The sequence below is a fragment of the Pseudomonas sp. R1-15 genome, assembly GCF_051132085.1.
Lineage (GTDB): Bacteria > Pseudomonadota > Gammaproteobacteria > Pseudomonadales > Pseudomonadaceae > Aquipseudomonas.
Map to the genome: position 1 here is coordinate 2668158 of NZ_CP071660.1, position 23501 is coordinate 2691658.

Here is a 23501-nt window from a genome sequence, read left to right on the forward strand (position 1 = left end):
GCGGGCTGTTTCAGGCGGCGTTGGCCTTGCAGGGCGAGGCCTGGTCGGGCTGCGCCGAAAGCGGAACATCAAACACCCGGTCGAATGCCCACTGAAAAACCAGGGCGTAGAAAAAGAAAAACACGAAGAGCCCCAGGTTTGTCGCCAATGCCTGCCACAGGCTGATGTCCAGCCACGCGGCAATCACTGGCGTGAGGATCAGCGTCAGGCCACCTTCGAATCCCAGCGAATGCCACAGGCGCCGCCGCCAGTTGCGCTGGCGATTGTCCTGGCGCCGCTCCCAGGCTTCGAACAAACCATTGAACAGCATGTTCCAGGCCAGCGCGACGAAAGAAATCAGCAACGACAGCAGGGTCGAATAACCCATGCCCTGCTGGTAGATCAGCGCCAGTGCGGGGGCCACGAACAGCACGCCGCCGGCTTCGTAGAGGATGGCTTGAAGGATTTTTCGAGGTGCGCCTTGCATCGGTGGTCTCCTGGGAAGGGGGGCAGGACCACAGCCTGGCGAGTTGAGCGGCGGCGCACAATTGAGCTAAATTGAGCCTCGCTCAACCTGAGTAATGCTTGCCGCCATGTTTGCCAGACAGCCCCTGACCGCCTTGCGCGGCTTCGAGTCCGCCGCACGGCTGGGCAGCTTCAAGGCGGCGGCCCAAGAGCTGAGTATCAGCGCCGCGGCGATCTCCCATCAGGTCAAGAGCCTCGAAGCGTTTCTGGGTGTGCGGTTGTTCGAACGCTCCAGCCAGAGCGTACGCCTGAGCCTCGATGGCGAGCGGCTTTATCCGCATATCCACCGGGCCTTGGCGGAGATCCAGCACGGCTTGCAGACGTTGGCGCCGCCTTGTGTCGCGCAATCACTGGTGGTGAGCACGACGCCGGCCTTCGCCAGCCTGTGGCTGATCCCGCGGCTCGGTGATTTTTATCGAGCGCACCCGGACATCAGCGTCCGACTGCACAGCAGCAATGACGTCGTCGACCTGCAGCGTGACGCCAGCATCGACCTGGCGATTCGCGCCGTGTTCACCTCGGATCCGCAACTGTTCGAGCAGCCATTGCTGGATGAATATTTTGCCGTCTACTGCCACCCCGGCTGGCAGCCGCCCGCAATGGGGGCTCCCGTCGAGTTGATCGACGTGCCGTGGCTGAGCAGTTCCGATGTCGCGGTCGATTGGCCGGCCTGGTGCGCCCGGGCCGGCACTTCGGTCTGGCTGGATAATGCCCGCGTGCGGGGCTATGACGAAGAGCAACACGCGCTGCAGGCAGCAATCGTCGGCCACGGTCTGGTGCTCGCCAGCCAGGTCCTGGTTGCAGAGGCTGTGGCCCGTGGGCAGTTAGTGCCTTATCGGCCGGAGGTTCGCCTGGCGGGCGCGCGCTATACCCTGGTGTGCGTACCGGGACGGGAGCGGCAGCCAGCGGTGCGGGCATTCAGTGAATGGTTGCTGGGGCAGGGCGCCTGCTGAAACGAGGCGTCAAACGGCTGGGCCATGGAAAACCCGATTAGCGCGGGAACAGGTTCGAGGTCAAGGCTGTCCCTGAACTTTGGTCGAGACGAGACTCTCGTAACTTTCCGGATGCGGCGCCTCGGTGAAAATCACGTTGGAACGCTCGCTGCGGCACTTGAACTTCACGCCCTTGCGCGGCGTCATCTCCCGGGTCGTCTCCAGGCAGATCTGCCTTGAAGCGTAGGTCGGCCCCGGTCTGCGTTCTTCAACGCAGCCCTCGAAGCCACTGCAAATCGTCATAACGACAAAATATACGGTCATCATCCTTGTATTGCTCCGCTGGGCGATGCGATTGACTACCTCAGCGCCTGCCGCTGTTCAGTTGAACAGGCAGGGCCGATGAGGCGGATGATGAGCGCTTCATCGAACCTTCAGCAATGGCACGCCAGTGCCATTTGTCGGAATATTGTCGCTTTTTCGAATGTTTTTAAAACTGCCGTTTCTGTCGCCAATATATTGGCGAAAACGCCGTTATCGATAGTTTTTGCCAGGGGTCAAAAAGGCCTAGCTCCGCGCCGAGAAATACCATGCAACCAGCGCCGCTAGGCTGATCGAGGCGCCCAGTAAACTCACCGCCTGCCAGCCCCAAAGCGCATACACCTGAGTGGCAGCTGCCGCCCCCAGCGCGCTGCCGACCGAGTAGCAACACATGTACGCGCCAACCATGCGGCTCTGGGCGTCGGGCCGCGCGGCGAAAAGAAAACTCTGGTTGGTGACATGCACCGCCTGCACGGCGAAATCGAGCAGGATCACCCCCACGACCAGCGCGATCAACGACGACTCGGCAAAGGCGATGGGCAACCAGGAGAGCGCCAGGAGCCCCAGGGAAAGGCCGGTCACCCGTTGCCCCCAGCCTCGGTCAGCCCAACGGCCGGCCCTCCTGGCGGCGAGCGCCCCGGCAACGCCGGCCAGGCCGAACAGGCCGATGGCGGTGTGTGAAAGCGACAGCGGCGCGGCACTGAGGGGCAGTACCATGGCGGTCCATAGCACGGAAAACGCCGCGAAGATCAGCAGGGCGAACAGGCCTCTGCTGCGCAGGACCGGTTCAGTCAGGAACAGTTTGAACAGCGATCGAATAAGCCCTGGGTAGGTATGCTGGTTACGTAGCGGTTTGGCGGGTGGAGCTATTTTCCATAACACTGCCGCGATCGTCAGCATCAGTCCTGACGAAACGAAATAAACCGCACGCCAGCCCGCCAGGTCGGCGATCAGCCCTGAAGTGAACCGAGCCATGAGAATGCCCAGCACAATCGCGCTGGTCAGGGCTCCCACGGCCTGCCCGCGTTGGGCGGGTGGAGACAGCAGCGCGGCGTAGGCGACCAGTACCTGCACGACCACCGCCATCAAGCCCGTGAGGCTCATGGCTGCCAACAGGACCAGCCAGTGCCGGGAAGCACCGACGGCCGCCAGCGCCAGCACCGACAAGGTCACGAGCGTCAGGATCAGCCGCCGGCTGTCGACCTTGTCGCCCAACGGCACGATGAACAGCAACCCCAGCGCGTATCCAGCCTGAGTGGCCGTCACCACGATGCCGATCGATCCGGGCGTCACGCCGAGGCTTTGTGCGATGGAGGCGAGTAACGGCTGGGCAAAATAGACATTGGCAACGGCCAGTGCGCAAGTCACCGAAAACAATAACGTCAGCGTTTTGGACAAGCCTCGTTCCAAGGGGGTAAATGCGCTCATGTTCCTCTCCGTGGGCTATTCTGGTTTCAATTGAAAACCTGTTTGCGATTTATGCGGGATTGGGTTTTAAATTGCAACCACATGGGCGAGACTGAGCGACGAGTAAACGGCGTACCGCAGCCCGTCCGAAGGTAAACAAGATGGTTGAAAACGATGTGTCGCATAACCGCGAATGCCCCGTGGCACGCACGCTGGAAGTCATCGGTGATCGCTGGTCGCTGATGATCATCCGCGACGCCTTCGATGGGCTTCGCCGCTTCAGCGAGTTTCAGAAGAACCTGGGGGTGGCCAAGAACATCCTGGCGTCGCGACTCAAGGCCCTGGTCGAGGTCGGCGTGTTCGAGGTGCGGCCCGCCTCGGATGGGAGCGCCTACAAGGAGTACGTCCTGACGGAAAAAGGCCAGGCGACTTTTGCGCTGGTGGTCAGCTTGAGGCAGTGGGGCGAAAGGTTCCTGTTCACCCCGCAGGAAACAAGGTCGCTGTTGGTAGACAACGAGTCGGGGCAGCCGCTGATGCCGATCGAGGTTCGTTCATCGAGCGGCCGGAAACTCGAACCGTGGGATTGTCACCGGGTCAGGCGGGTTGCCGGCGCGTCGTGAAGCCGATGTGCTTCAGCGTTCGGCAGGTTGCTCGTAGCGTTGCTGGATGCGCGCCAGTTCACCGGACCGGCGCAGATGCTCAAGCGCGCTGGCCCACTTGGCAATCACCTGCTCGTCGCTGTCGACACTGAAGGCGATGTACAGCGACGAGCGGTAGAGTTCGATGGGAATCCTGCGCAATGTTCCGGCGGGTATTTTCAACTGGCGGCTGTAATACGCCACTCCCGCATCGGTATCGCCGACGATGATATTCGTCCGCCCGGCCAGCAACATGCGGTAGAGCAGCTTGCTCTCGGTGGCGCTCTTGTCCAGGTTGTTGAAGCCCAGCGATTTCAGCATCTGGGGCACCAGGCCGGCATGGCGGGTGGTGATTTGCGGGGCGCGCAGCAGTTGTTCCAGCGAAGTGATCGGCGGCGCGTCTGCCAATTGATAGGCGTGGATGGATTCTTCGACAATCGGCCCGACCCACTTGTACAACGGTTCGCGCTCCGGCGTGCGGAACAGCGAGTACATGATGGTCTTGGGCCGGGTCCGCAATATTTGCGTGGCCCGCATGCTGGGCTGCAGCACGACTTCGAAGTCGTCCCCGGTCTGGGTCATGATGGCTCGGACGATTTCCGTGGTCATACCGGTGAGCTGACTGTTTTCGACGTAGTTGTAGGGTGCCCATTCCTCGGTCACGACCTGATATGGCTCGGCCGCGGCCCCTGAACCGAGCAATAGACAGAGCAGCGCTGCGGCAGGCATCGAATGCTTCACATGTTCTCCTGATAGGCGGTTCGCCGTTCCTGAGCGAACCCAAGACAAGCATAGACCCAAACACGTGCCTGACGACGGCTGCGGCTCCGTTATGAGAACGATCCCTCAGTTGCGTGCCGTGCCGTGCCGGCTGCGCGAGGGTTCACAAGCCTGGCTGCCTCCGTCGCTGGTACAGTGTCGCGCCTGACCGTGGCTACAGACGCCGGGCCTGCCTGGCGAGAATAGGACTGGAAGTTTGAACGAACAGACATTATCCATGCGCCTGGAGCGCGTGGCAGCGCATGTGCCGGCGGGTGCCCGGCTTGCCGATATCGGCTCCGATCACGGCTACCTGCCGGTGGCATTGCTACGTCGTGGTGTGATCAGCGCCGCTGTGGCCGGGGAGGTGGCGTTGACGCCGTTCCGCTCGGCCGAACGCACGGTGCGCGAAAGCGGCCTGGAACACACGATTGCCGTGCGCCTGGCCAGCGGCCTGGGGGCGATCGAACCCGGCGACGGCATAACGGCGATCAGCCTGTGCGGCATGGGGGGCGAGACGATTCGCGACATTCTCGAGGCCGGCAAGTCCCGCCTGAACGGCCGGGAACGGCTGATCCTGCAGCCCAACGGCGGCGAGCAGCCACTGCGCCAATGGTTGGTGGCCCACGACTACCGCATCCTTCATGAGGAAATGCTGCGGGAAAACCGCTTCTACTACGAAATCATCGTCGCCGAGCGCGATGGGCCGGTGACGTACAGCGCCGAGGAACTGTACTTCGGCCCGCTGCAGATGCAGGCTCGCAGCCCGGTATTCCTGGACAAGTGGGAGCGCATGCTGCGCTTCAAACACAAAAACCTGGCTAACCTCACCCGGGCGCAGCAGGGCGTAGCGCAGGAAAAGGTGCAGGAGATCGCACGGCAAATTCGCTGGATCAGCGAATTGTTGGCGTGAGCCGCTCGAGCTGTTCCGCGACTGGCTGACAAGGCGCATCCGCCGCCGTTACATCGAATGGCGGATGCGCTTTTCCTTCAACGTTGCGCTGCACCGCGCTCGACCATCGCTCGCCATTGCTGGACGCTGGGTCTTGCCTGCATCTTCGAATGCCATGCCAGCAACGCCTGGCATTCCTCGGGCACTGGCAACTTGACCAGCGAGGCGAAGATCATGCCGCCCAATACCGCGATGTCTGCCATCGAAAAACGCTCGCCTGCAACAAAAGGGCGTTGGCTCAGCAGGTCGTTGAAATAACGCATGCCCCTGATCGCCTTGTCGCGCATGCGCATGCCCCACTCAGCGTTCTGGTACAACTCGACTTCCGGCCCTAGCCCCGGCGTCGCATGGTGGAAGTACACGCTGACCGCATCGAGGAATTCTATTTCGGCGCGCTTGGTCATCATCTGGATCAGGCCTTTCTCCAAAGGCGTTTCACCGGTCAGGGCAGGGGGGCCAACCAGGGCGTCCAGGTACTGCGTGATCGCCGTGCATTCGGCGATGAGCGTGCCGTCTTCCAGCTCCAATACCGGCAGCGTTCCCGAATAATTGATCGCGAGGAACGCCGGCTTCTTGTGTTCGCCTGTCCATAGATTGACCGAGACGAATTCGGTTTTCGAGAGTAGACCTTTCTCTGCCAGGGCGATGCGTACTCGCGCCGGATAGGGGCCGTCAAACCAGTCATGGATTTTCATCATTGGGAGTTCGGAAACGTCGTGGTGGGAGTGGGGAAGAGTCATGATCAAGTTACCTGCCTGTCAATTGGTAGGTAAAAGATTGGGCGACAATTCTTCGGCTGTCAACCCCTACCTGTCACTTGGCAGGTAAACTGGCTGCGGGTACAATCAGCCAGGTTTCAGCCATTCAGAATGAGGAACGGGACGTGAGCGAAAACGCTCGGGAAGCCATCCTGGCAGCCGCTAAAAGCGCTGCGCAGACCCATGGCTACAGCGGAATCAACTTTCGAAGCATTGCCGAAGCGGTGGGGATCAAGAACGCGAGTATCTACTACCACTTCCCCAGCAAGGCCGATCTGGGCGCGGCGGTAGCTGAACGCTACTGGCAGGACGCGGTCGCCGTTCTGAAGACGATCCGTGAGGAGAACCCCGACCCACATGGTTGCTTGCGGCTGTACCCCTCGATCTTTCGCAAGTCACTGGAAGACGGCAACAGACTCTGCCTGTCCAGCTTCATGGCGGCCGAGCACGAAGACTTGCCTGAGCCGGTGAAGCGCGAGGTCAAGGCCTTCGCCGACGCCAACGTGGCGTGGCTGGCCGAGGTGCTGGCAGCCGCCGGCACGGGTAGCGTGGAAAAGTGTGAACGCCGCGCCCTGGCCATTTACACCGCTGTCGCCGGTGCCCAGTTGATCGCCCGGACGCGGCTCGACATCAACCTGTTCGACGAACTGATCCTCAGCTACCAGGAGGCCGGACTGATCCCGGCTTGAACTACTGTTTCAGCACCAGTAATCGATAAGTGCCCGCTTCGCTTTCAATTCCATGGGTGTCATGGGTGAACCCGGGGAACGATCGGTCAAAGCTTTCCAGCGCCTTGAGGTAGGTCAGCACCGGTCCTTCCGATGGCCCTGCATTTTCTCCCGGCATCAGCAAGGGAATCCCTGGTGGGTACGGCACGATACCCGTCGCGGCGATGCGTCCGGCCGCTTCTTCGAGGGTGACTTGCTCGATCTCGTTCTTGACCAGTTTCTCGTACGCCTCCACCGGGCTGAAGTGCGCCTCAGGCAGTGTGCCGAACGCCTGGGCCATGGCGGCAGTGGTCCTGGTTTGTTTCATGGCGGCGAAAATTTCCTCGGCGAGGTCCTTGAGCCCCATGCCGGAATAACGTTGCTGGTTGGCGCTCAACAGGTCGGGGAGGCAGAGTTCCAGTTCCAGGTTGGCGTCGTAGTCGCGCTTGAAGTCGAGCAGCGCGTTGACCAGCGTGCCCCACTTGCCCTTGGTGATGCCGATGGAAAACAGGAACAGGATGGTGAAATCGGTGGTTTTTTCCACCACGATGCCTTGCGTGCCCAGGTAGGCACTGAGCACACAGGCCGGAATACCGAAGTCCAGCAGGTTGCCGTCGTCGCCCATCCCGGGGCTGAGGATCGAGACCTTGATCGGGTCGAGCATGCAGTAGCCGTCTTCAATGTCACCGAAGCCGTGCCAGACCTCATTGGGGTGCAGGACCCAGCAGCCTGGATCGACCTTGAGCCTGGCCGGGTCGGCTTCGTGGAACGCAATCGACAACCCGTCGACCTGCACTGACGGCGGCTGCCAGCAGGAAAAGAACCAGTCGTCATGGCTGCGCATTTCGTTCTGCATATGCGAGATGACCTGACGGAAAGCGATGGCTTCCTCGATCGCCTCGCTGGTCAGGATCTGCCCGCTGGGCGCCTCCATCATCGCCGAGCTGACGTCGCAGGAGGCCATGATTGCGTAATTCGGCGAAGTCGAGGCGTGCATCATGTACGACTCGTTGAAGCGCCCATGGGGGATCGGATTGCGGCCGTTGCGCACATGGATCATCGAGGCCTGGGACAGCGCCGCCAACAGCTTATGCGTGGACTGGGTGGCGAACACGGTCGGTTTCGACGGGTCGTGATCGTCCGGGCTGCCATGCATCGCAAAGCGATCCTTGTACAGCGGATTAAAACGCGCGTAGCCATACCAGGCTTCGTCGAAATGCAGGCGGTCGACGCTTTGCCCCAACAACTCTTCGACGCGAGTGACGTTGTAGGTCAGGCCGTCATAGGTGGAGTTGGTGATGATCGCATGCACCGGCGTCGGGTCGATGTGACTCTTGACCAGCGGATTGCTCGCGATGGCGGCCTTCACCCCCTCGGCGCTGAGGGTCCGCGGCAGGATCGGGCCAATGATGCCGAAGCGGTTGCGGGTCGGCACCAGGTAGGTCGGAATGGCCCCGGAGAGGGTCATCGCATGCTCGGCGGATTTGTGGCAGTTGCGGTCGCAAAGTGCAATCTGGTCGCGGGTCACACTGGCCATCAGGATGACGCGGTTGGACATCGATGAGCCGTTGGTGACGTAATAGGTGCGGTGCGCGCCGAACACTTTGGCGGCATAACGCTCGCCCTGTCCGATGGGGCCGCTGTGGTCGAGCAAGGAACCCAGCTCGCCGACGGAAATCGACAGGTCCGAACGCAGCAGGTTCTCCCCGAAAAATTCATAGAATGCCCGGCCGGCGGTGCTTTTCAAGAACGCCGTGCCGCCCGCATGGCCCGGTGTGTGCCAGGAATATTCATAGCTGCGGGCAAACTTCAGCAGCGCGCCGAACATCGGCGGCAGCACTGCCTGGCGATAGCGCTCGATAGCCGCCAGTATCCGCCCGCTGAGGAAACGGCTGGTGTCTTCAGGCAACCAGATGAAGTCATCGGCATGTTGCATGACGATCAACGGCACGTTGGACGCCGTGCTGCGATCACTGATCAGGAACACCGGTACGCGGGTGTTGCGCTCGCGTAGCGCGGTGAGCAGGTCGATGCATTCGCGGTGGTCGTCGCTGGTGTCGATTTCCCAACTGAGCAACACGCATTGGATGGCCGGGTCGGAACTCAGGATCGACTTGGCATCACTCAGGGTTTCGGAGGTCAGCACGCTCACGGCGCGGTCCTCCACGTCGCTGATCAGCTGGATCAGGGCACGACCGAATACGCTGCGTTTGTCGGGCGCATTGGAGACCAGCAAGGCCAGCATCCCCAACAGATTTCGATGTTCCGTCATGGCAAGGGCTCCAGGTTAGCTGCCTTCAGGTGGTTGACGGGAACGGGCTCGCCAACGATGTGCTGCGCCGCGACGGTCTGGGTCGGTACGCTGTTGTTCAACGCCTCCAGGCGGATCAGGCGGGTGTTGACGAAACCGAACAGCGTATAGCCGAAGATCACCGCGACGCCGCCGAGCATCAAGGCTTGTTCGCCCGAGCTGTAGAGGGCCAGGTAGCTGTAGGCCGCGGCGATGCCCGCGACGATATTGGTGACCAGGGCTTTGTTCGCCGGGACATTCGAAACCTTTTGCAGGGTCACCAGTGTCGCCATGGAGAGAATGTAGGGCACCAGGTTAGTGACCACGGCGAGATTCACCAGCGTATCGAACTGCTTGGCCAGGTCCGGGCTGATGGTCAGCAGCGCCATGGTTGTCTGCATCGCCAGCAAGATCAGCATGCTGATGATCGGCACGCCATGCTTGTTGGCCTTGGCGAAGATCGGCAGGAAATAGCCGGTATCCGCCGAACTCTTGAAGACCTGTGCCACGGTGAATTGCCAGCCGAGCAACGAGCCGATGCAGGCCAGCACCATCAGGCCCATGACGATGTCACCCACCAGCGGCGTGAACATCTTGGCGAACACCAGGCCGAACGGCGCGGTGGAGGAGACCAGCTCGGCGTTGTCGACGATGCCGGCGATGACGTTGGTGGAAACAATGTAGATCACTGCGGCACCAAGGGTCCCGCCGAGGACCGCGATCGGCACGTTCTTCTCGGGATTTTCCACCGCGTCACCGTTGGCGCAGGCCGATTCGAGCCCGAGGAATGCCCAGAGCGTGATCGCCACCGAAGCGCCTGCCGCTTCGTACCAGGTCTTGTCGTGAGGGTTCCAGCCGGCGGCATAAACGCTGCTGTCGAACCAGAACCAACCGACGGTGGAAACCAGCACCACCGGGGCAATGACTCCCCACACCGTCACGGCGCCGATCTTGCCGGTGATGCCTGCGCCCCCGAAATTGGCGAAGGTGGTCAGCCACAACAGCGCGATGGTCGCCAGGCCGACTTGCAGGGAATCGAGCTTGATCTCGAACAACGTCTGGATATAGCCGACCGCGGTAATGCTGATCGCCACGTTGGCAATCAACAGCGAAAGGCCGTAGGTATAGTTGGTGATGTAGTTGCCGGATTTGCCAAAGGTATATTCGGCGTAACCGCCCATGCCGCCGGTCTTGCGGCTGAGCATGCCGCAGCGGGCGAACGCGTAGGCCAATGCCAGCGAGCCCGTGGCGGTGATCAGCCAGGACAAGATGGAGATGCCGCCGACTTCGGCGAGTTTGGTCGGCAACAATATGATGCCGGACCCCAGCATGTTGACGGCGGTCAGCATGGTCAGCTGGCTCACACTCATCTTCTTGGCGACTGACATTCCCTTGCCCCACATGCATGAAGTGAAGGGCTTAAGCTATAGCAGAGGATTCGCAGTAAGCCAGAATATCGCAGCGGGATTTGGCGCCGCTGGTCAAGAATCGGATCGAAAACGTGCCGGGGTGGCACGGGGGACGAATGTCCCCGGTGCCGTTGCTGGTAAAAAGCCCGGCCTGATCAGCCGTCGAGCAAGGTCATCACCTCGGCGCTGTAGCGTTCGCCGGCCACCGCGCCTCGGGTGCCGAAAATCGCATCCAGCTGAGCCAGCTCCTCGGCGCTCAGGAAGACGCTGGCGGCGGCGACGTTGCTTTCCAGGTACTTGCGCTGCTTGGTGCCCGGGATCGGGATCACATTGCTGCCCTGGGCCAGGACCCAGCCCAAGGCCAGTTGCGAGGCGCTGATCTGCTTCTGCTCAGCCATCGCCTTGACCCGTTCGACCAAGGCCAGGTTGCGCTGGAAATTGTCGGCCAGGAAACGCGGGTTGAAGCGGCGGTAGTCGTCTTCGGCAAAATCGTCCGGAGTCTTCAACTCGCCCGTCAGGAAGCCGCGGCCCAAGGGGCTGTAAGCGACAAAAGCGATGCCCAGGCGCCGGCACGTGTCGAGCACGCCGTTGTGTTCCGGCTCCCTGGACCACAGCGAGTATTCGCTTTGCACCGCTGCCAACGGATGCACGGCATGGGCCCGCTGGATGGTCTCGGCGCTGGCCTCCGAAATCCCGATGTGGCGGACCTTGCCGGCCTTGACCAGCTCGGCCATGGCGCCGATGGTTTCTTCGACGGGTACCTGTGGGTCGATGCGATGCTGATAGTAGAGGTCGAGGTAATCGGTACCCAGGCGCTTGAGGCTGCCGTCGATCGACTGCCGAACGTATTCGGGGTGACCATTGACGCCCCGGGCATGCGGATCATCGCTGCGCACCAGGCCGAACTTGCTCGCCAGATAGATACCTTCACGCTTGCCGCGCAAGGCGCGTCCGAGCAGTTCTTCGTTGGTGTGCGGGCCGTACATGTCGGCCGTGTCGAACAGGGTCACGCCCAGCTCGACGGCGCGGTGGAGCGTGGCGATGGATTCGCGCTCGTCGGTGCCCGTGGTGTAGAAATCCGACATGCCCATGCAGCCCAGACCGATGGCGCTGACGTGTGGACCTTGATGGCCAAGTTGACGAGTGATCATGAGGTTGTTCCTTTGGATTGAAGTGACGCGATCAGTCTCCGTAAAACGGTTTTCTGGATAAAGCCGCTGTTTTTGGTTTAACTATTCGTGATTTCTGAATAGTGAGCAAGAATCATGGATCGATTTCAGGCTATGCAGGTGTTCCGGCGCATCGTCGAACTGGGCGGTTTCGGCAAGGCGGCCGACGATCTGGGTTTGCCCCGGGCTACCGTCAGCCTGTTGATCCAGCAACTGGAGGGGCATCTGGGGGTGCAACTGCTACAGCGCACCACGCGGCAGGTGCGCGCAACCCTGGATGGCGAAGCCTATTACCAGCGCTGCGGCCAGTTGCTGGATGAACTGGACGACCTGGAAACCTCGCTGTCCGCGCAACGCAGCCAACCTCGCGGCACCCTGCGCGTGGACATGCCCATCGCCTTCGGCTGCACATGGATCGTGCCGAACCTGGCGGACTTCTATCGGCGCTATCCGCAATTGAAACTGGACCTGGGGTTTCATGACCGGTTGGTTCATCTGCAGCGAGAAGGCGTCGATTGCGCCATCCGGGCCGGCGTCATCAGCGACCAGGCGCTGGTTGCGCGACCGATCGTGCGGTTGTGCCAAGTGACTTGCGCCAGCCCTGGCTACCTGGCCCGTTCAGGTACGCCTGTGGCGCTGGAGGACCTGGCAGAGCACCGCGCCATCGGTTTCGCGTCCGGTAACGGTCGTTATTTCCCGTTCGAATTCGAAGTGGCAGGGCAGGTCCGAGAGCTGCAAATGTCATCCGAGCTGACCGTCAACAACGCCGACGGCTACGTGACGGCTTGCGAGGCGGGATTCGGCCTGATCCAGGCGCCGCGTTACCACGTGCAACGGCAACTCGCCGAGGGGCGGTTGGTCGAGGTATTGAGCGATCATCCGGTGCCGTCATGGCCGATTTCAGTGGTCTACCCGCCTCATCGACAGCTGTCGCCGAGGGTGAGGGTGTTCATCGATTGGCTGATCGAGTTGCTGCATGGCGCGGCGGATGCGGACGAGGCCCTGATGGTGCGGGTTTAACACGAACCATCTCGAAGACCGGTCCCCCGTGGCGAGGGAGCTTGCTCCCGCTGGATTGCGCAGCAATCCCAAAAAGCCTGTTCGGGATCAGCCTGGCACACCTCGGTGATAGGGCTTGGGGCCGCTACGCAGCCCAGCGGGAGCAAGCTCCCTCGCCACGGTTTGTATCGGCATGCCCCGTACTCCTTGTCATGAAAACGCTGGGAACTGCCGCCTTATCCCAAGCGAAAAATCGGAACTATCGCTTTGGCGGCACGATCATTTCCCTAGGCGTTAATCAACGCGACCCCGACGGCCCGGATCTCACGGAATCCGCCACGGGACGCTGAACGATAAGGAGCTGTCATGACCGTTACCACCCATCCCCTCTACCGAAGCACGCCAGGTCCGCTTCACGCGGTCCTGCTCGCCGGCACCGTTCCGTTGTTTCTCGGGGCGCTGCTCAATGACATCGCGTACTACAAGACCTACCAGATCCAATGGAGCAATTTCGCCTCCTGGCTGATTGCCGGCGGACTGCTGTTCTGTGGGTTGGCATTGCTGTTTGCGCTGGTCAATCTGATCCGTGCGGAGCGCAAGGGCGGGCGTCCGGTGGTGTATTTCCTGCTATTGCTGGTGACCTGGGTACTCGGGCTGATCAATGCCTTCGAACATGCCAAGGACGCCTGGGCCATCATGCCCCAGGGCCTGGTTCTGTCGGTCGTCGTAACCGTGTTGGCCTGCGCTGCGGCGTGGGTCGGGCTGACCAATCTGCGTTCCGGAGGTGAGCAATGAAACCGCGCATCGCATTGACAGCCTTGAGCCTGGCGTTGTTGCTGAGCGCCTGCGGAGGAGAAGGGGACGCCACTCAGGCACGCGGTCCGGACCCCAAATTGCCGGAGCCCCAGCGCGGGTTGTTGCCCAGCATGAAAATCGCCGAGCCGGTGCCCTGGGGCGAGCAGAAACCGACGGTGCCGCAAGGCTACGACATCACCGCTATCGCCACCGACCTGAAGATTCCGCGCCAGACCCTGGTACTGCCCAACGGCGATATCCTGGTGGCCGAAGGCCGTGGCGGAAACGCTGCGAAGCTCAAGCCCAAGGACGTCATCGCCAGTGTCATCAAGGCCAAGGGCAACACCCAGGTCAAGGGCGGCAACCGCCTGACGCTGTTGCGCGACGCTGACGGTGACGGCACCTACGAGCTCAAGACGGTCTTCGCCGAAAACCTCAACGCACCCTATGGCCTGGCGTTTGCCGACGGCAAGCTGTACGTCGCCAACCAGGACGCACTGGTGCGCTTCGATTATGAAGAGGGCCAGACCAAGGCCAGCGGGTCACCCACGAAAGTTACCGACCTGCCGTCCGAGATCAACCACCACTGGACCAAGGCGCTGGCCATCAGTCCCGACGGACGCTCGCTGTACGTTGGCATCGGTTCGAACAGCAACGTCACCGAGCGCGGCATGGAAGTCGAAATCGACCGGGCCATGGTCTGGCAGATCGACGCCGAGACAGGCGCCCACAAACCCTATGCGACCGGTCTGCGCAACCCGACGGCGTTGAAGGTCGAGCCTGGCTCCGGACAGTTGTGGGCGGTGGTCAACGAGCGCGACGAGTTGGGTCCCGACCTGGTACCGGATTACCTGACATCGGTGCGCGAAGGTGCGTTTTATGGCTGGCCCTATAGCTATTGGGGGCAGAACGTCGATCCGCGCGCACAACCGCAGGATCCGCAAAAAGTCGCCGCTGCGGTCAAACCCGACTACAGCCTCGGGTCCCACGTCGCGGCACTCGGTGTCGATTTCTCCATCCCGGCCATGGGCGAGCAATTTGCCGAAGGCGCCTTCGTGGGTGAGCACGGCAGTTGGAACCGCGACCAGCCGGTGGGCTACAAAGTCATTTTTGTGCCGTTTCGCAACGGTCGTCCCGCTGGTGAGCCGGTGGACTTCGCCACGGGTTTCCGCGGCGACGATGGCAAGACCCGTGGGCGGCCCGTGGGTGTGACCGTTGATCCGCGCGGTGCGTTGATCATCGCCGATGACCTGGCGAACACCGTGTGGCGGGTGACTCGCAAGCCATGAACCCGATGCCCGGGACGCGCTGCCGTCCCGGGTAATCCCGCCGGTTTTGCACGTTCGCGCAAAACCCCGACAGTCCCCGCAACATCACCAAAGCCCGGTAACCCTCGTTGCGCGACAGTGAAGCCGTCAATCACGACAGCGCACCGGCGAATGTCTCGTCGGTCGGTCAACGAGGAGAGCTACCATGAGCGGTATCAAACACAACATTCCCCACGAAGTCGAAGGCAAGGTCGCCCTGGTCACCGGCGCCGCCAGCGGTATCGGCAAGGCCATTTCCCTGTTGCTGCATGCCCGTGGCGCCAAGGTGATCGCCGAGGACATCAACCCCGCCGTCAACGAGCTGGCCCGCCCGGGACTGGTGCCGCTGGTGGCTGACATTACCGAGGACGGCGCCGCCGAGCGCGCGGTGGGCCTGGCGGTCGAGCAGTTCGGCCGGTTGGACATCCTGGTCAATAACGCCGGCATCATCATCAACAAACTGGTGGTCGACATGACGCGCCAGGATTGGGAACGCATCCAGGCCGTCAACGCCACCGCGGCGTTCCTGCACTCACGCGAAGCGGTCAAGGCGATGATGCCCAACCAGTCCGGGGCCATCGTCAACATCGCCTCCTATGCATCCTATTTCGCTTTCCCGACCATCGCCGCCTACACCGCGTCCAAGGGCGCCCTGGCGCAGTTGACCCGCACGCTGGCGCTGGAAGCCATCGAGCATGGCATCCGAGTCAATGCGGTCGGCGTTGGCGATGTGGTCACCAATATCCTCAATGACGTGGTCGAGGACGGCCCGCAGTTTCTCGCCCAGCACGGCGAAGCCGCCCCCATCGGCCGGGCCGCGCAACCTGAAGAAATCGCCGAGGTGGTCGCCTTCCTGGCCTCGGACCGCGCCAGCTTCATGGTCGGCTCGGTGGTCATGGCTGATGGCGGCATGACTGTCACCGCTGGCTGAGCCAACAGAGGAGAACCGTCATGAACAAGCGTAAAACCCCTGTGGCTACTCTGAGGGCGAGCCTGCTCGCGATGGCGGCAAGTCAGTTGATGAAGATGTCGGACGTACCGGCCTTTTCGCGAGCAGGCTCGCTCCCACATGGGTTCTGCAGTGCATATGAATTTTATGTCCGCTGGAAATCATTGTGGGAGCGAGCTTGCTCGCGATGGCAGCAAGTCAGTCGGTGAAGATGTCGGATGTACCGGCCCCTTCGCGAGCAGGCTCGCTCCCACATGGGTTCTGCAGTGCACGTGAGTTTTATGTCCGCTGGAAATCATTGTGGGAGCGAGCCTGCTCGCGATGGGGGCAAGTCAGTTGATGAAGATGTCGGACGTACCGGCCCCTTCGCGAGCAGGCTCGCTCCCACATGGGTTCTGCAGTGCACGTGAGTTTTATGTCCGCTGGAAATCATTGTGGGAGCGAGCCTGCTCGCGATGGCGGCAAGTCAGTTGATGAGGATGTCGGACGTACCGGCCCCTTCGCGAGCAGGCTCGCTCCCACATGGGTTCTGCAGTGCACGTGAGTTTTATGTCCGCTGGAAATCATTGTGGGAGCGAGCCTGCTCGCGATGGCGGCAAGTCAGTCGATGAAGATGTCGGATGTACCGGCCCCTTCGCGAGCAGGCTCGCTCCCACATGGGTTCTGCAGTGCATATGAATTTTATGTCCGCTGGAAATCATTGTGGGAGCGAGCTTGCTCGCGATGGCAGCAAGTCAGTCGGTGAAGATGTCGGATGTACCGGCCCCTTCGCGAGCAGGCTCGCTCCCACAGAGGGGGGCTTCAGAACGGCCCGAGCTTCAGCGGGTACTGGAGGACGACGTACAGCCTGTCGATGTCATCGCCGGCCTGGGCGCTGTTGGCGCGGTGGGTGACGTGGGACAGTTGCAGCGACAGGTCCTTGGCCGGCCCTGATTGCACGACGTAATGCAGGTCCAGGTCGCGCTCCCAATGACGGCCACCGTCCCCCTGCTGCGGGCTGTAGGTTCCGGTGTCGCTGTCGAACGGGTTGTAGGCGCCGCCCCTTGGCGCATGGCTGCCATCTATCCCGTTGCCGGTTACATAGCGGGCCATGAAACTCAAGCCGGGGATGCCCAAGGTGCCCAGATCAAGGTCATAGCGAGCTTGCCAGGAGCGCTCGCCCGGGCCATTGAAATCAGCGTATTTGATCGAGTTGGCCAGGTAGATGGAGTCACCACCAACGAAATCGAAAGGCGTGTCGCCGTTGATTTTCTGGTACGCCAAGGTGAGTGCCTGGGCTTCATGTCGATATTTGCCGGACAGGCTGAAAGCCGTGTTGTCGATGGCGCCTGCGCTGGCCTGGCCATGGTCGTGGGTGTAGTAGACGTTACCGTCGAGGAACAACTGGCCCAGCGTCGAATGCAGATTGGCGTAGTACTGGCGCCAGGTGTCGCTCAGCTCGGAAGCATAGAGCGCGCCGCCCACCGTGCGGCCGCTGAACAGGTCGGCGCCGATGAAGTCGATACTGCCGTGGCGGGTACTTGCGCCATAACCAGAGAAATCGCCTTTGGCGGTGGAGGCATCCTGATTTTTGAAGGCGTTGAAATGACCCGCCTGCACATCGACCTCATCGAATTCGTGGCTCGACAGCCACACGCCGCTGGCGTATTCCGGTTGCAGGCGCTTGTCAGCCGTATCGAATACTGGTGTCGCCACGGTCATTTCGCCGAGCGCCAGGGTGGTTCGCGAGGTGTTGAATTTCAGCGCAGCGCCGGCGCTGGAGTATTCGTCTTCACTGCGTCCGTCTTGATCCAGCGGCAGCAATCCCGTCCCCGAGTGGCCCTTGCCGCCGTCCAGTTTCAAACCGACGAACCCATGGGCGTCGATGCCTGCACCGACGATGCCGGGCGTGAAGCCGGACTCGAACGTGGCGATGAAGCCCTGGGCCCATTCCGCCTTGTAGCTCTTGCCCGCCGGGGTCGGGGACCGGTAGTCATTGTTGAGGTAGAAGTTGCGGCTCAACACCTCAAATGTTGCCCCTTGCAAGAAACCCTCGGCGGTTTGTCCTGCCAGCGCGGGTGCGCTTCCCGCTAGCAAAGCCAGCAGCCAGATCGGCTTCAGGGCGACCGGTGCTGGCCCGGGGACAATCATGTTTGTGGATGCGGGCGACATGCGTCTTTTCCGTGTGAACCAAGGCCTGGGCAGAGCGCCATTCTTGGTGAGGTCGCGCGCAGGGGCGAGTTAAACGTTGTTAATTGCGTAACGCGGGCCCGACCGCACTCCAGAAAGCGCGACCCGTGCCGATTCAAGGGAGATTGCCTATAGTTTCTGCAACACAGGGACACCCGCTGCCGCGACGGAACACTGATATGACCGCATCTTCTTCTCCTCAAACGTTCAAATCCCTTGGTTGCGCCGAGTGTCGCGACCATTCGGCGTTGGGATTTGATTTCACCATGGCGTTCCAACCGATCTTCAATGTCCGCACGCGCACGGCCTTTGCCTATGAGGCACTGGTCAGAGGCGTAAACGGCGAATCGGCAGGTTATATCCTCGGGCTTGTGAATGACGGCAACCGCTACCGGTTCGACCAGGCCTGCCGAGTAAAAGCGATCGAGGAGGCTGCCAGGCTGGGTATCCTCGACATTCCCGATTGCCTGCTCAGCATCAACTTCCTGCCCAACGCCGTGTACCGGGCCGAGACCTGTATACGGGCGACATTGGAGGCTGCGCGTCAAAGCCGCTTTCCGCCGGACAGGCTCATGTTCGAGGTCACGGAAGGCGAAAGGGTGGACGACCCCGAGCACCTCAAGTCGATCTTTCTGGAGTACGAACGTCAGGGTTTCACTACCGCAATCGATGATTTCGGTTCTGGCTACTCGGGGCTCAATCTGCTTGCGCTGTTCCAGCCCCAAGTGCTGAAGATCGACATGGCGTTGACCCGAGGCATCGACCAGGATCCGGTCAGGCGCGCGATTGTCGAGGGGATCATCCTGGTCGCCGGCCGGCTGGGGATTACCGTCATCGCCGAGGGCGTCGAGACGCGAGAAGAAAGCGCGACGCTGCTGGAGTTGGGCATCGAGCTGATGCAGGGGTATCTCTATGCGCGGCCCGAGACGGGGCGGCTTGCGGTGGGCAGGTTCGATTAGCCAGCAGCAGGCGCTGATGACGCAGGCCTCACACGCTATTGACGCGGTGAGCCTGCTTTCCTGTTTCATGTACCCGCCGCGATCACGCGCGCGGATGGTCACCAGACAACGGCGGAGTGCGCGCCGGGATCATCCGTTTCGAGCCCGTCGACTCGAATGCCGAGGCCAGTTGCAGCAGTTTCGAATCGTCATAGGCACGACCCGCGAACGTCAGCCCGACCGGCATGCCGATGTCCGCCATGACGCCCATCGGCACGGTGACCGTAGGCACGCCCAGGTGGCGGATGGCGAGGTTGCCGTTGGCGACCCATACGCCATTGCTCCAGGCAATGTCGGCTGACTCCGGGTTGACGTCCGCGTCGGCGGGCCCGACGTCCGCCACGGTAGGGAAGATCACCGCGTCCAGCCCGAGCCGCTCCATCCAGTCTTCAAGATCGATCCGGCGTGTCTGTTCGAGGCCGCGCAAGCCATCGGGCAAGGTCGGGATCTGGTCCCACGGCGTGATGCCGCGCTGGGCCATCTTCACGTATTCGTCCATGCCGGCGGCAAGATCATCCTCGCGATTGGGCAGGGTGCCCGGGTCGTGAGGGAAAATCAGCGGTCCGTCGACGTCGGCCAGGCGATTGAGTTTCGGATCGCCGTTGGCCCGCAGGAAATCGTCGAACGCCCAGGCCGACAGGTCCCAGAGTTCATGGTGCAGGAACTCCTTGGACACCAGGCCGCGGGTGAACACCGTCGGCGCGCCAGGACGATCGCCCTCGCAGTTGGATACCAGCGGGAAATCCACCTCGATCACTTCGGCGCCCTGGGCCTCCAAGGCTTTGCGCGCGGCTTCCCAGAGGGCAATCACCGACGGGCTAGTGATGATCCGTTGCCCGGTCGGGCCGCCAATGCCTGGTTTTTCAGCGGTGCCCGCCTCGGGGTCGGCATTGATGTACATGCGCGGCACGCCGAAACGGATGCCGGCCAGCGCTTCGGGATTGGCGGCAAGGCTCGGGTACGAGGCGGGACGGACCGAATCGACGGACGGAATCGGCACCCAGGGTTGCAGGCGCCACAGGTCGCCACGAGGGTCCGGGTCGTTCGCCACCACCACGTCCAGCACTTCCAGCAGGTCGGCCATGGTCCTGGCGTAGGGCACCACAACGTCCATCGTCGGCGTCAGGGGCCAGTTGCCGCGTACCGAGATCACCCCGCGCGAGGGCGTGTAGGCACACAAGCCATTGTTGGAGGCCGGGCCGCGTCCGCTGGACCAGGTTTCTTCAGCAAGGCCGAAGGCGGCGAAACTGGCAGCGGTGGCAGTGCCCGCGCCGTTCGACGAACCGGAGGCAAAAGGCGCGGTGAGGTAATCCGCGTTATAAGGGCTTTCGGCGCGGCCATAAACACCGCGCTGCATGCCGCCGTTCGCCATCGGCGGCATATTGGTCTTGCCCAGGCAGATCGCCCCGGCGGCACGCAGGCGTTCGATAGTGAAGGCGTCGCGATGGGCAACCAGGTCCTTGAAGGCCGGGCTTCCAGACGCAGCGGTCAGCCCCTTCACCAGATAACTGTCCTTGGCGGTATAAGGAATGCCATCGAGGGGGCCCAGAGTCTGGCCTTTGGCCCGCCGGGCATCGGACGCCTTGGCCTCGTCCAGCGCAGAAGGGTTGCGAACCACCACCGCGTTGAGGGCGGTAGGCGTGTCGGGACCGTCATAGGCGTCGATCCGGGCGAGATAGGCCTGGACCAGCTCGACCGCCGTGGTCTGGCCGGATTCCAGCGCAGCCCGGAGCTGGGCAATGGAGACTTCGGTGATTTCAATCATGCTGTTACCGCTTCGGCTGACGAAGAACATGAGGCACGGGTCTGTTCAAGCAAAATTCCCAGACGCCTGATGTCGTTCAAATTGGGGCTGATATCGGGTGCAGACTGTACTACGAGAGCGTGAGCGGAGCACTCTCCCTTCTGAAATAACAACGGACTCCGTGGCGAGGGAGCAAGCTCCCGCTGCTGCGTAGCGGCCCCAATCCCAGCAGACAGTTGTTACGCCTGCTGCGCAGCCGAGCGGGAGCAAGCTCCCTCGCCACGGGGGGCGCCACTTTCGATTTCCTCTTGTATTCGCAAACACATATATTCGACTGAACACCAATAGACGGCCCCTTCAAAATGACGATCAAAGTAGGCATCAACGGTTTCGGACGCATCGGTCGCCTCGCCTTGCGTGCGGCCTGGGGCTGGCCGGAATTCCAGTTCGTGCAGGTCAACGATCCGGCGGGCGACGCGGCGACCCATGCGCATCTGTTGAACTTCGATTCGGTGCACGGCCGCTGGAACCGCCAGGCCGACGCCGATGGCGCCAGCATGATCATCGAGGGGCAGCGCATCAAGGTCACAGCCAACAAAGCGATTGCCGACACCGACTGGTCGGGCTGCGATGTGGTGATCGAGGCCAGCGGCAAGATGAAGACGGTCGCGGTGCTCCAGGCGTATCTCGATCAGGGCGTGAAGCGCGTGGTGGTCAGTGCCCCGGTGAAAGAGCAAGGCGCCTTGAATATCGTCATGGGCGTCAATCACCAGAAGTTCGAGCCGGACCGGCATCGCATCGTGACGGCGGCTTCCTGCACCACCAACTGCCTGGCACCCGTGGTCAAGGTAATCCACGAGAAGCTCGGCATCCGTCACGGCTCGATCACCACCATTCATGACCTGACCAATACCCAGAGCATCCTCGACCAGCCGCACAAGGACCTGCGTCGCGCCCGGGCGTCGGGTATGAGTTTGATTCCCACCAGCACCGGATCGGCCACCGCCATCGCCGAAATTTTTCCCGAGCTGCGCGGGCGCCTCAATGGCCACGCCGTGCGGGTGCCGTTGGCCAATGCGTCGCTGACCGATTGCGTGTTCGAGGTCGAGCGAGCCACCACGGTCGAACAAGTGAACGGTTTTCTCAAGGACGCAGCCGAGCACGAGCTCAAGGACATCCTCGGTTTCGAGGAGCGCCCTCTGGTGTCCATCGACTACCGCACCGATCCGCGCTCGTCGATTATCGATGCGCTGTCGACCATGGTTGTCAACGGCACCCAGGTCAAGCTCTATGCCTGGTACGACAACGAATGGGGCTACGCCAACCGCACCGTCGAACTGGCCCGGATGGTTGGCCTGGCCGTCTGAGGAATCGTGATGAAAGCCGTGTCAGCCTTAGCGCCGCAAGTGCGACAGTACCTGCTCGTCACCGGTAATTACTGGGCCTTCACCCTGACCGACGGCGCCCTGCGCATGCTGGTGGTGTTGCACTTCCACGCGTTGGGCTACAGCCCGTTGCAGATTGCCGCGCTGTTCCTGTTCTACGAACTCTTCGGCGTGATCACCAACCTGCTGGGCGGCTACCTCGGTGCCCGGCTGGGCCTGAATCGGACGATGAATATCGGCCTGGGCCTGCAAGTGGTGGCACTGCTGATGCTGACCGTTCCGTCCGCCTGGCTGACCATCGCCTGGGTGATGATGGCCCAGGCGCTTTCGGGAATCGCCAAGGACCTGAACAAGATGAGCGCCAAGAGCTCCATCAAGCTTCTGGTGCCTGACGGTGAACAAGGCAGGCTTTATCGCTGGATAGCGATCCTCACCGGCTCGAAGAACGCGCTCAAGGGCGTCGGCTTTTTCCTCGGCGGGGCGTTGCTCGCATGGATCGGTTTCCAGGGCGCATTGTTGGCGATGGCCGCCGTGTTGGCACTGATCTGGGGCGGTAGCCTGATCCTGCTGAAGAAGGACCTGGGCAAGGCCAAGGCCAAGCCCAGATTTCGCGACATCCTTTCCAAGAGCCGGGCGATCAATATTTTGTCGGCCGCGAGAATGTTCCTGTTCGGCGCCCGGGATGTCTGGTTCGTGGTGGCCCTGCCGGTCTACCTGAGCAGTGTCTACGGCTGGAATTTTTCGACCGTGGGCGGATTTCTCGCCGCGTGGGTCATCGGCTACGGCATCGTGCAATCCCTGGCGCCGAACATCACCGGCAAGAAACGCGGGCAGGTGCCGGATGGACGCGCCGCGTTCCTCTGGGCGCTGGCGTTGGCGGGCTTGCCAGCGGCGATGGCCCTGGGGCTGTCACAACAGGCGATGCTGTTGGGCGGGCTGATGGTCTTTGGCGTGCTGTTCGCGGTGAATTCTTCCCTGCACAGTTATCTGATCGTGTCGTACGCCAAGGAGGACGGCGTGTCGCTGGACGTGGGTTTCTATTACATGTCCAACGCCATCGGCCGGCTGGCCGGGACGCTGCTTTCCGGTTGGGTCTACCAGGGGTACGGGCTGGCGGCGTGCCTGTGGATTTCCAGTGCATTCGTGTTGCTCGCTGCCCTGATTTCGTTGGCATTGCCTCGTCACGCAACGCACTGATTCGCTGCGCTTGCTGTTTCCGTTGGTCTGCAAAGTATCAGGCCCCGTCTTGACAATACGGCGGGGCGAAGCAAATACTCGGCTCAAATTCATATATATGACTAGATAACAA

At 61.8% G+C, this 23501-nt stretch carries 21 protein-coding genes; 11 read left to right on the forward strand and 10 right to left on the reverse strand.

What is annotated here, in order from left to right; translation table 11 throughout:
* Nucleotides 1-10: 10 nt before the first annotated feature.
* The gene (locus J3P97_RS12110; protein ID WP_434674268.1) at nucleotides 11-466 is read right to left on the reverse strand and encodes a PACE efflux transporter; all 456 of its coding nucleotides are present in this window, start codon (nucleotides 464-466) and stop codon (nucleotides 11-13) included.
* A gap of 106 nt (nucleotides 467-572) precedes the next feature.
* Here J3P97_RS12110 and J3P97_RS12115 point away from each other — a divergent pair, with 106 nt between their 5' ends.
* Entirely contained in the window at nucleotides 573-1457 is an 885-nt protein-coding gene (locus J3P97_RS12115) for a LysR substrate-binding domain-containing protein (protein ID WP_434604665.1), read from the forward strand.
* Between the two features lie 60 nt (nucleotides 1458-1517).
* Here the strand turns inward: J3P97_RS12115 and J3P97_RS12120 are convergent, their stop codons facing one another.
* Nucleotides 1518-1763 (reverse strand): hypothetical protein, encoded by a 246-nt coding sequence (locus J3P97_RS12120; RefSeq protein ID WP_434651910.1) that lies wholly within the window; start codon nucleotides 1761-1763, stop codon nucleotides 1518-1520.
* A 240-nt stretch (nucleotides 1764-2003) separates the two neighbouring features.
* Nucleotides 2004-3185 (reverse strand): MFS transporter, encoded by a 1182-nt coding sequence (locus tag J3P97_RS12125; protein ID WP_434674269.1) that lies wholly within the window; start codon nucleotides 3183-3185, stop codon nucleotides 2004-2006.
* A gap of 140 nt (nucleotides 3186-3325) precedes the next feature.
* Here J3P97_RS12125 and J3P97_RS12130 point away from each other — a divergent pair, with 140 nt between their 5' ends.
* Entirely contained in the window at nucleotides 3326-3784 is a 459-nt protein-coding gene (locus J3P97_RS12130; RefSeq protein WP_434674270.1) for a winged helix-turn-helix transcriptional regulator, read from the forward strand.
* Nucleotides 3785-3796: 12 nt separating this feature from the next.
* On the opposite strand, the gene J3P97_RS12135 is transcribed toward J3P97_RS12130, so the two are convergent.
* Nucleotides 3797-4531, reverse strand: coding sequence for a substrate-binding periplasmic protein (locus tag J3P97_RS12135; protein ID WP_434674547.1), 735 nt, complete (start codon nucleotides 4529-4531; stop codon nucleotides 3797-3799).
* Nucleotides 4532-4778: 247 nt separating this feature from the next.
* On the opposite strand from J3P97_RS12135, the gene J3P97_RS12140 reads away from it, so the two are divergent.
* The gene (locus J3P97_RS12140; RefSeq protein ID WP_434674271.1) at nucleotides 4779-5474 is read left to right on the forward strand and encodes a tRNA (adenine(22)-N(1))-methyltransferase; all 696 of its coding nucleotides are present in this window, start codon (nucleotides 4779-4781) and stop codon (nucleotides 5472-5474) included.
* 77 nt (nucleotides 5475-5551) lie between these two features.
* On the opposite strand, the gene J3P97_RS12145 is transcribed toward J3P97_RS12140, so the two are convergent.
* A complete protein-coding gene (locus tag J3P97_RS12145; RefSeq protein WP_434674548.1) occupies nucleotides 5552-6208 on the reverse strand; it encodes a glutathione S-transferase in 657 nt (218 codons plus the stop codon).
* Nucleotides 6209-6396: 188 nt separating this feature from the next.
* On the opposite strand from J3P97_RS12145, the gene J3P97_RS12150 reads away from it, so the two are divergent.
* Nucleotides 6397-6960: a TetR/AcrR family transcriptional regulator gene (locus tag J3P97_RS12150; RefSeq protein WP_434604673.1), complete on the forward strand. Its 564-nt coding sequence runs from the start codon at nucleotides 6397-6399 to the stop codon at nucleotides 6958-6960.
* Nucleotide 6961: 1 nt separating this feature from the next.
* Here the strand turns inward: J3P97_RS12150 and J3P97_RS12155 are convergent, their stop codons facing one another.
* The 3 genes from J3P97_RS12155 to J3P97_RS12165 all read right to left on the reverse strand — a co-directional run bounded on the left by J3P97_RS12155 (nucleotide 6962) and on the right by J3P97_RS12165 (nucleotide 11828).
* Complete coding sequence (locus J3P97_RS12155) at nucleotides 6962-9250, reverse strand: Orn/Lys/Arg decarboxylase N-terminal domain-containing protein (protein ID WP_434604675.1); 2289 nt, start codon at nucleotides 9248-9250, stop codon at nucleotides 6962-6964.
* Entirely contained in the window at nucleotides 9247-10656 is a 1410-nt protein-coding gene (gene potE, locus J3P97_RS12160) for a putrescine-ornithine antiporter (RefSeq protein WP_434674272.1), read from the reverse strand. The genes J3P97_RS12155 and potE overlap by 4 nt, the downstream gene beginning before the upstream one ends.
* A 176-nt stretch (nucleotides 10657-10832) precedes the next feature.
* Nucleotides 10833-11828 (reverse strand): aldo/keto reductase, encoded by a 996-nt coding sequence (locus J3P97_RS12165; RefSeq protein WP_434674273.1) that lies wholly within the window; start codon nucleotides 11826-11828, stop codon nucleotides 10833-10835.
* 114 nt (nucleotides 11829-11942) lie between these two features.
* On the opposite strand from J3P97_RS12165, the gene J3P97_RS12170 reads away from it, so the two are divergent.
* From J3P97_RS12170 to J3P97_RS12185, 4 genes are all read left to right on the forward strand, one after another.
* The gene (locus tag J3P97_RS12170; protein WP_434674274.1) at nucleotides 11943-12866 is read left to right on the forward strand and encodes a LysR family transcriptional regulator; all 924 of its coding nucleotides are present in this window, start codon (nucleotides 11943-11945) and stop codon (nucleotides 12864-12866) included.
* A 345-nt stretch (nucleotides 12867-13211) separates the two neighbouring features.
* Nucleotides 13212-13640 (forward strand): DUF2231 domain-containing protein, encoded by a 429-nt coding sequence (locus J3P97_RS12175; protein ID WP_434674275.1) that lies wholly within the window; start codon nucleotides 13212-13214, stop codon nucleotides 13638-13640.
* The gene (locus tag J3P97_RS12180) at nucleotides 13637-14929 is read left to right on the forward strand and encodes a PQQ-dependent sugar dehydrogenase (RefSeq protein WP_434604683.1); all 1293 of its coding nucleotides are present in this window, start codon (nucleotides 13637-13639) and stop codon (nucleotides 14927-14929) included. Before J3P97_RS12175 ends, J3P97_RS12180 begins: the two co-directional genes overlap by 4 nt.
* A 184-nt stretch (nucleotides 14930-15113) precedes the next feature.
* The gene (locus J3P97_RS12185; protein ID WP_434674276.1) at nucleotides 15114-15878 is read left to right on the forward strand and encodes an SDR family NAD(P)-dependent oxidoreductase; all 765 of its coding nucleotides are present in this window, start codon (nucleotides 15114-15116) and stop codon (nucleotides 15876-15878) included.
* A gap of 819 nt (nucleotides 15879-16697) precedes the next feature.
* Here J3P97_RS12185 and J3P97_RS12190 read toward each other — a convergent pair.
* Nucleotides 16698-18026, reverse strand: a complete 1329-nt coding sequence (locus J3P97_RS12190; protein WP_434674549.1) for an OprD family porin — start codon at nucleotides 18024-18026, stop codon at nucleotides 16698-16700.
* A gap of 218 nt (nucleotides 18027-18244) precedes the next feature.
* On the opposite strand from J3P97_RS12190, the gene J3P97_RS12195 reads away from it, so the two are divergent.
* Nucleotides 18245-19024: an EAL domain-containing protein gene (locus J3P97_RS12195; protein ID WP_434568647.1), complete on the forward strand. Its 780-nt coding sequence runs from the start codon at nucleotides 18245-18247 to the stop codon at nucleotides 19022-19024.
* An 82-nt stretch (nucleotides 19025-19106) separates the two neighbouring features.
* Here the strand turns inward: J3P97_RS12195 and J3P97_RS12200 are convergent, their stop codons facing one another.
* The gene (locus J3P97_RS12200; RefSeq protein WP_434674277.1) at nucleotides 19107-20828 is read right to left on the reverse strand and encodes an amidase; all 1722 of its coding nucleotides are present in this window, start codon (nucleotides 20826-20828) and stop codon (nucleotides 19107-19109) included.
* Nucleotides 20829-21169: 341 nt separating this feature from the next.
* Here J3P97_RS12200 and J3P97_RS12205 point away from each other — a divergent pair, with 341 nt between their 5' ends.
* Together J3P97_RS12205 and arsJ are read left to right on the forward strand one after the other, a co-directional pair.
* Nucleotides 21170-22174, forward strand: coding sequence for an ArsJ-associated glyceraldehyde-3-phosphate dehydrogenase (locus J3P97_RS12205; protein WP_434674278.1), 1005 nt, complete (start codon nucleotides 21170-21172; stop codon nucleotides 22172-22174).
* A 9-nt stretch (nucleotides 22175-22183) separates the two neighbouring features.
* The gene (arsJ, locus tag J3P97_RS12210; protein ID WP_434674279.1) at nucleotides 22184-23389 is read left to right on the forward strand and encodes an organoarsenical effux MFS transporter ArsJ; all 1206 of its coding nucleotides are present in this window, start codon (nucleotides 22184-22186) and stop codon (nucleotides 23387-23389) included.
* Nucleotides 23390-23501: the final 112 nt, after the last annotated feature.

What these genes read in the sequence shown, in the direction of transcription:
- J3P97_RS12110 (WP_434674268.1), bottom strand. Translation starts at nt 466, where the DNA reads ATGCAAGGCGCACCTCGAAAAATCCTTCAAGCCATCCTCTACGAAGCC.
- J3P97_RS12115 (WP_434604665.1), top strand. Translation starts at nt 573, where the DNA reads ATGTTTGCCAGACAGCCCCTGACCGCCTTGCGCGGCTTCGAGTCCGCC.
- J3P97_RS12120 (WP_434651910.1), bottom strand. Translation starts at nt 1,763, where the DNA reads ATGATGACCGTATATTTTGTCGTTATGACGATTTGCAGTGGCTTCGAG.
- J3P97_RS12125 (WP_434674269.1), bottom strand. Translation starts at nt 3,185, where the DNA reads ATGAGCGCATTTACCCCCTTGGAACGAGGCTTGTCCAAAACGCTGACG.
- J3P97_RS12130 (WP_434674270.1), top strand. Translation starts at nt 3,326, where the DNA reads ATGGTTGAAAACGATGTGTCGCATAACCGCGAATGCCCCGTGGCACGC.
- J3P97_RS12135 (WP_434674547.1), bottom strand. Translation starts at nt 4,531, where the DNA reads ATGCCTGCCGCAGCGCTGCTCTGTCTATTGCTCGGTTCAGGGGCCGCG.
- J3P97_RS12145 (WP_434674548.1), bottom strand. Translation starts at nt 6,208, where the DNA reads ATGAAAATCCATGACTGGTTTGACGGCCCCTATCCGGCGCGAGTACGC.
- J3P97_RS12155 (WP_434604675.1), bottom strand. Translation starts at nt 9,250, where the DNA reads ATGACGGAACATCGAAATCTGTTGGGGATGCTGGCCTTGCTGGTCTCC.
- potE (WP_434674272.1), bottom strand. Translation starts at nt 10,656, where the DNA reads ATGTCAGTCGCCAAGAAGATGAGTGTGAGCCAGCTGACCATGCTGACC.
- J3P97_RS12165 (WP_434674273.1), bottom strand. Translation starts at nt 11,828, where the DNA reads ATGATCACTCGTCAACTTGGCCATCAAGGTCCACACGTCAGCGCCATC.
- J3P97_RS12170 (WP_434674274.1), top strand. Translation starts at nt 11,943, where the DNA reads ATGGATCGATTTCAGGCTATGCAGGTGTTCCGGCGCATCGTCGAACTG.
- J3P97_RS12175 (WP_434674275.1), top strand. Translation starts at nt 13,212, where the DNA reads ATGACCGTTACCACCCATCCCCTCTACCGAAGCACGCCAGGTCCGCTT.
- J3P97_RS12180 (WP_434604683.1), top strand. Translation starts at nt 13,637, where the DNA reads ATGAAACCGCGCATCGCATTGACAGCCTTGAGCCTGGCGTTGTTGCTG.
- J3P97_RS12185 (WP_434674276.1), top strand. Translation starts at nt 15,114, where the DNA reads ATGAGCGGTATCAAACACAACATTCCCCACGAAGTCGAAGGCAAGGTC.
- J3P97_RS12190 (WP_434674549.1), bottom strand. Translation starts at nt 18,026, where the DNA reads ATGATTGTCCCCGGGCCAGCACCGGTCGCCCTGAAGCCGATCTGGCTG.
- J3P97_RS12195 (WP_434568647.1), top strand. Translation starts at nt 18,245, where the DNA reads ATGACCGCATCTTCTTCTCCTCAAACGTTCAAATCCCTTGGTTGCGCC.
- J3P97_RS12200 (WP_434674277.1), bottom strand. Translation starts at nt 20,828, where the DNA reads ATGATTGAAATCACCGAAGTCTCCATTGCCCAGCTCCGGGCTGCGCTG.
- J3P97_RS12205 (WP_434674278.1), top strand. Translation starts at nt 21,170, where the DNA reads ATGACGATCAAAGTAGGCATCAACGGTTTCGGACGCATCGGTCGCCTC.
- arsJ (WP_434674279.1), top strand. Translation starts at nt 22,184, where the DNA reads ATGAAAGCCGTGTCAGCCTTAGCGCCGCAAGTGCGACAGTACCTGCTC.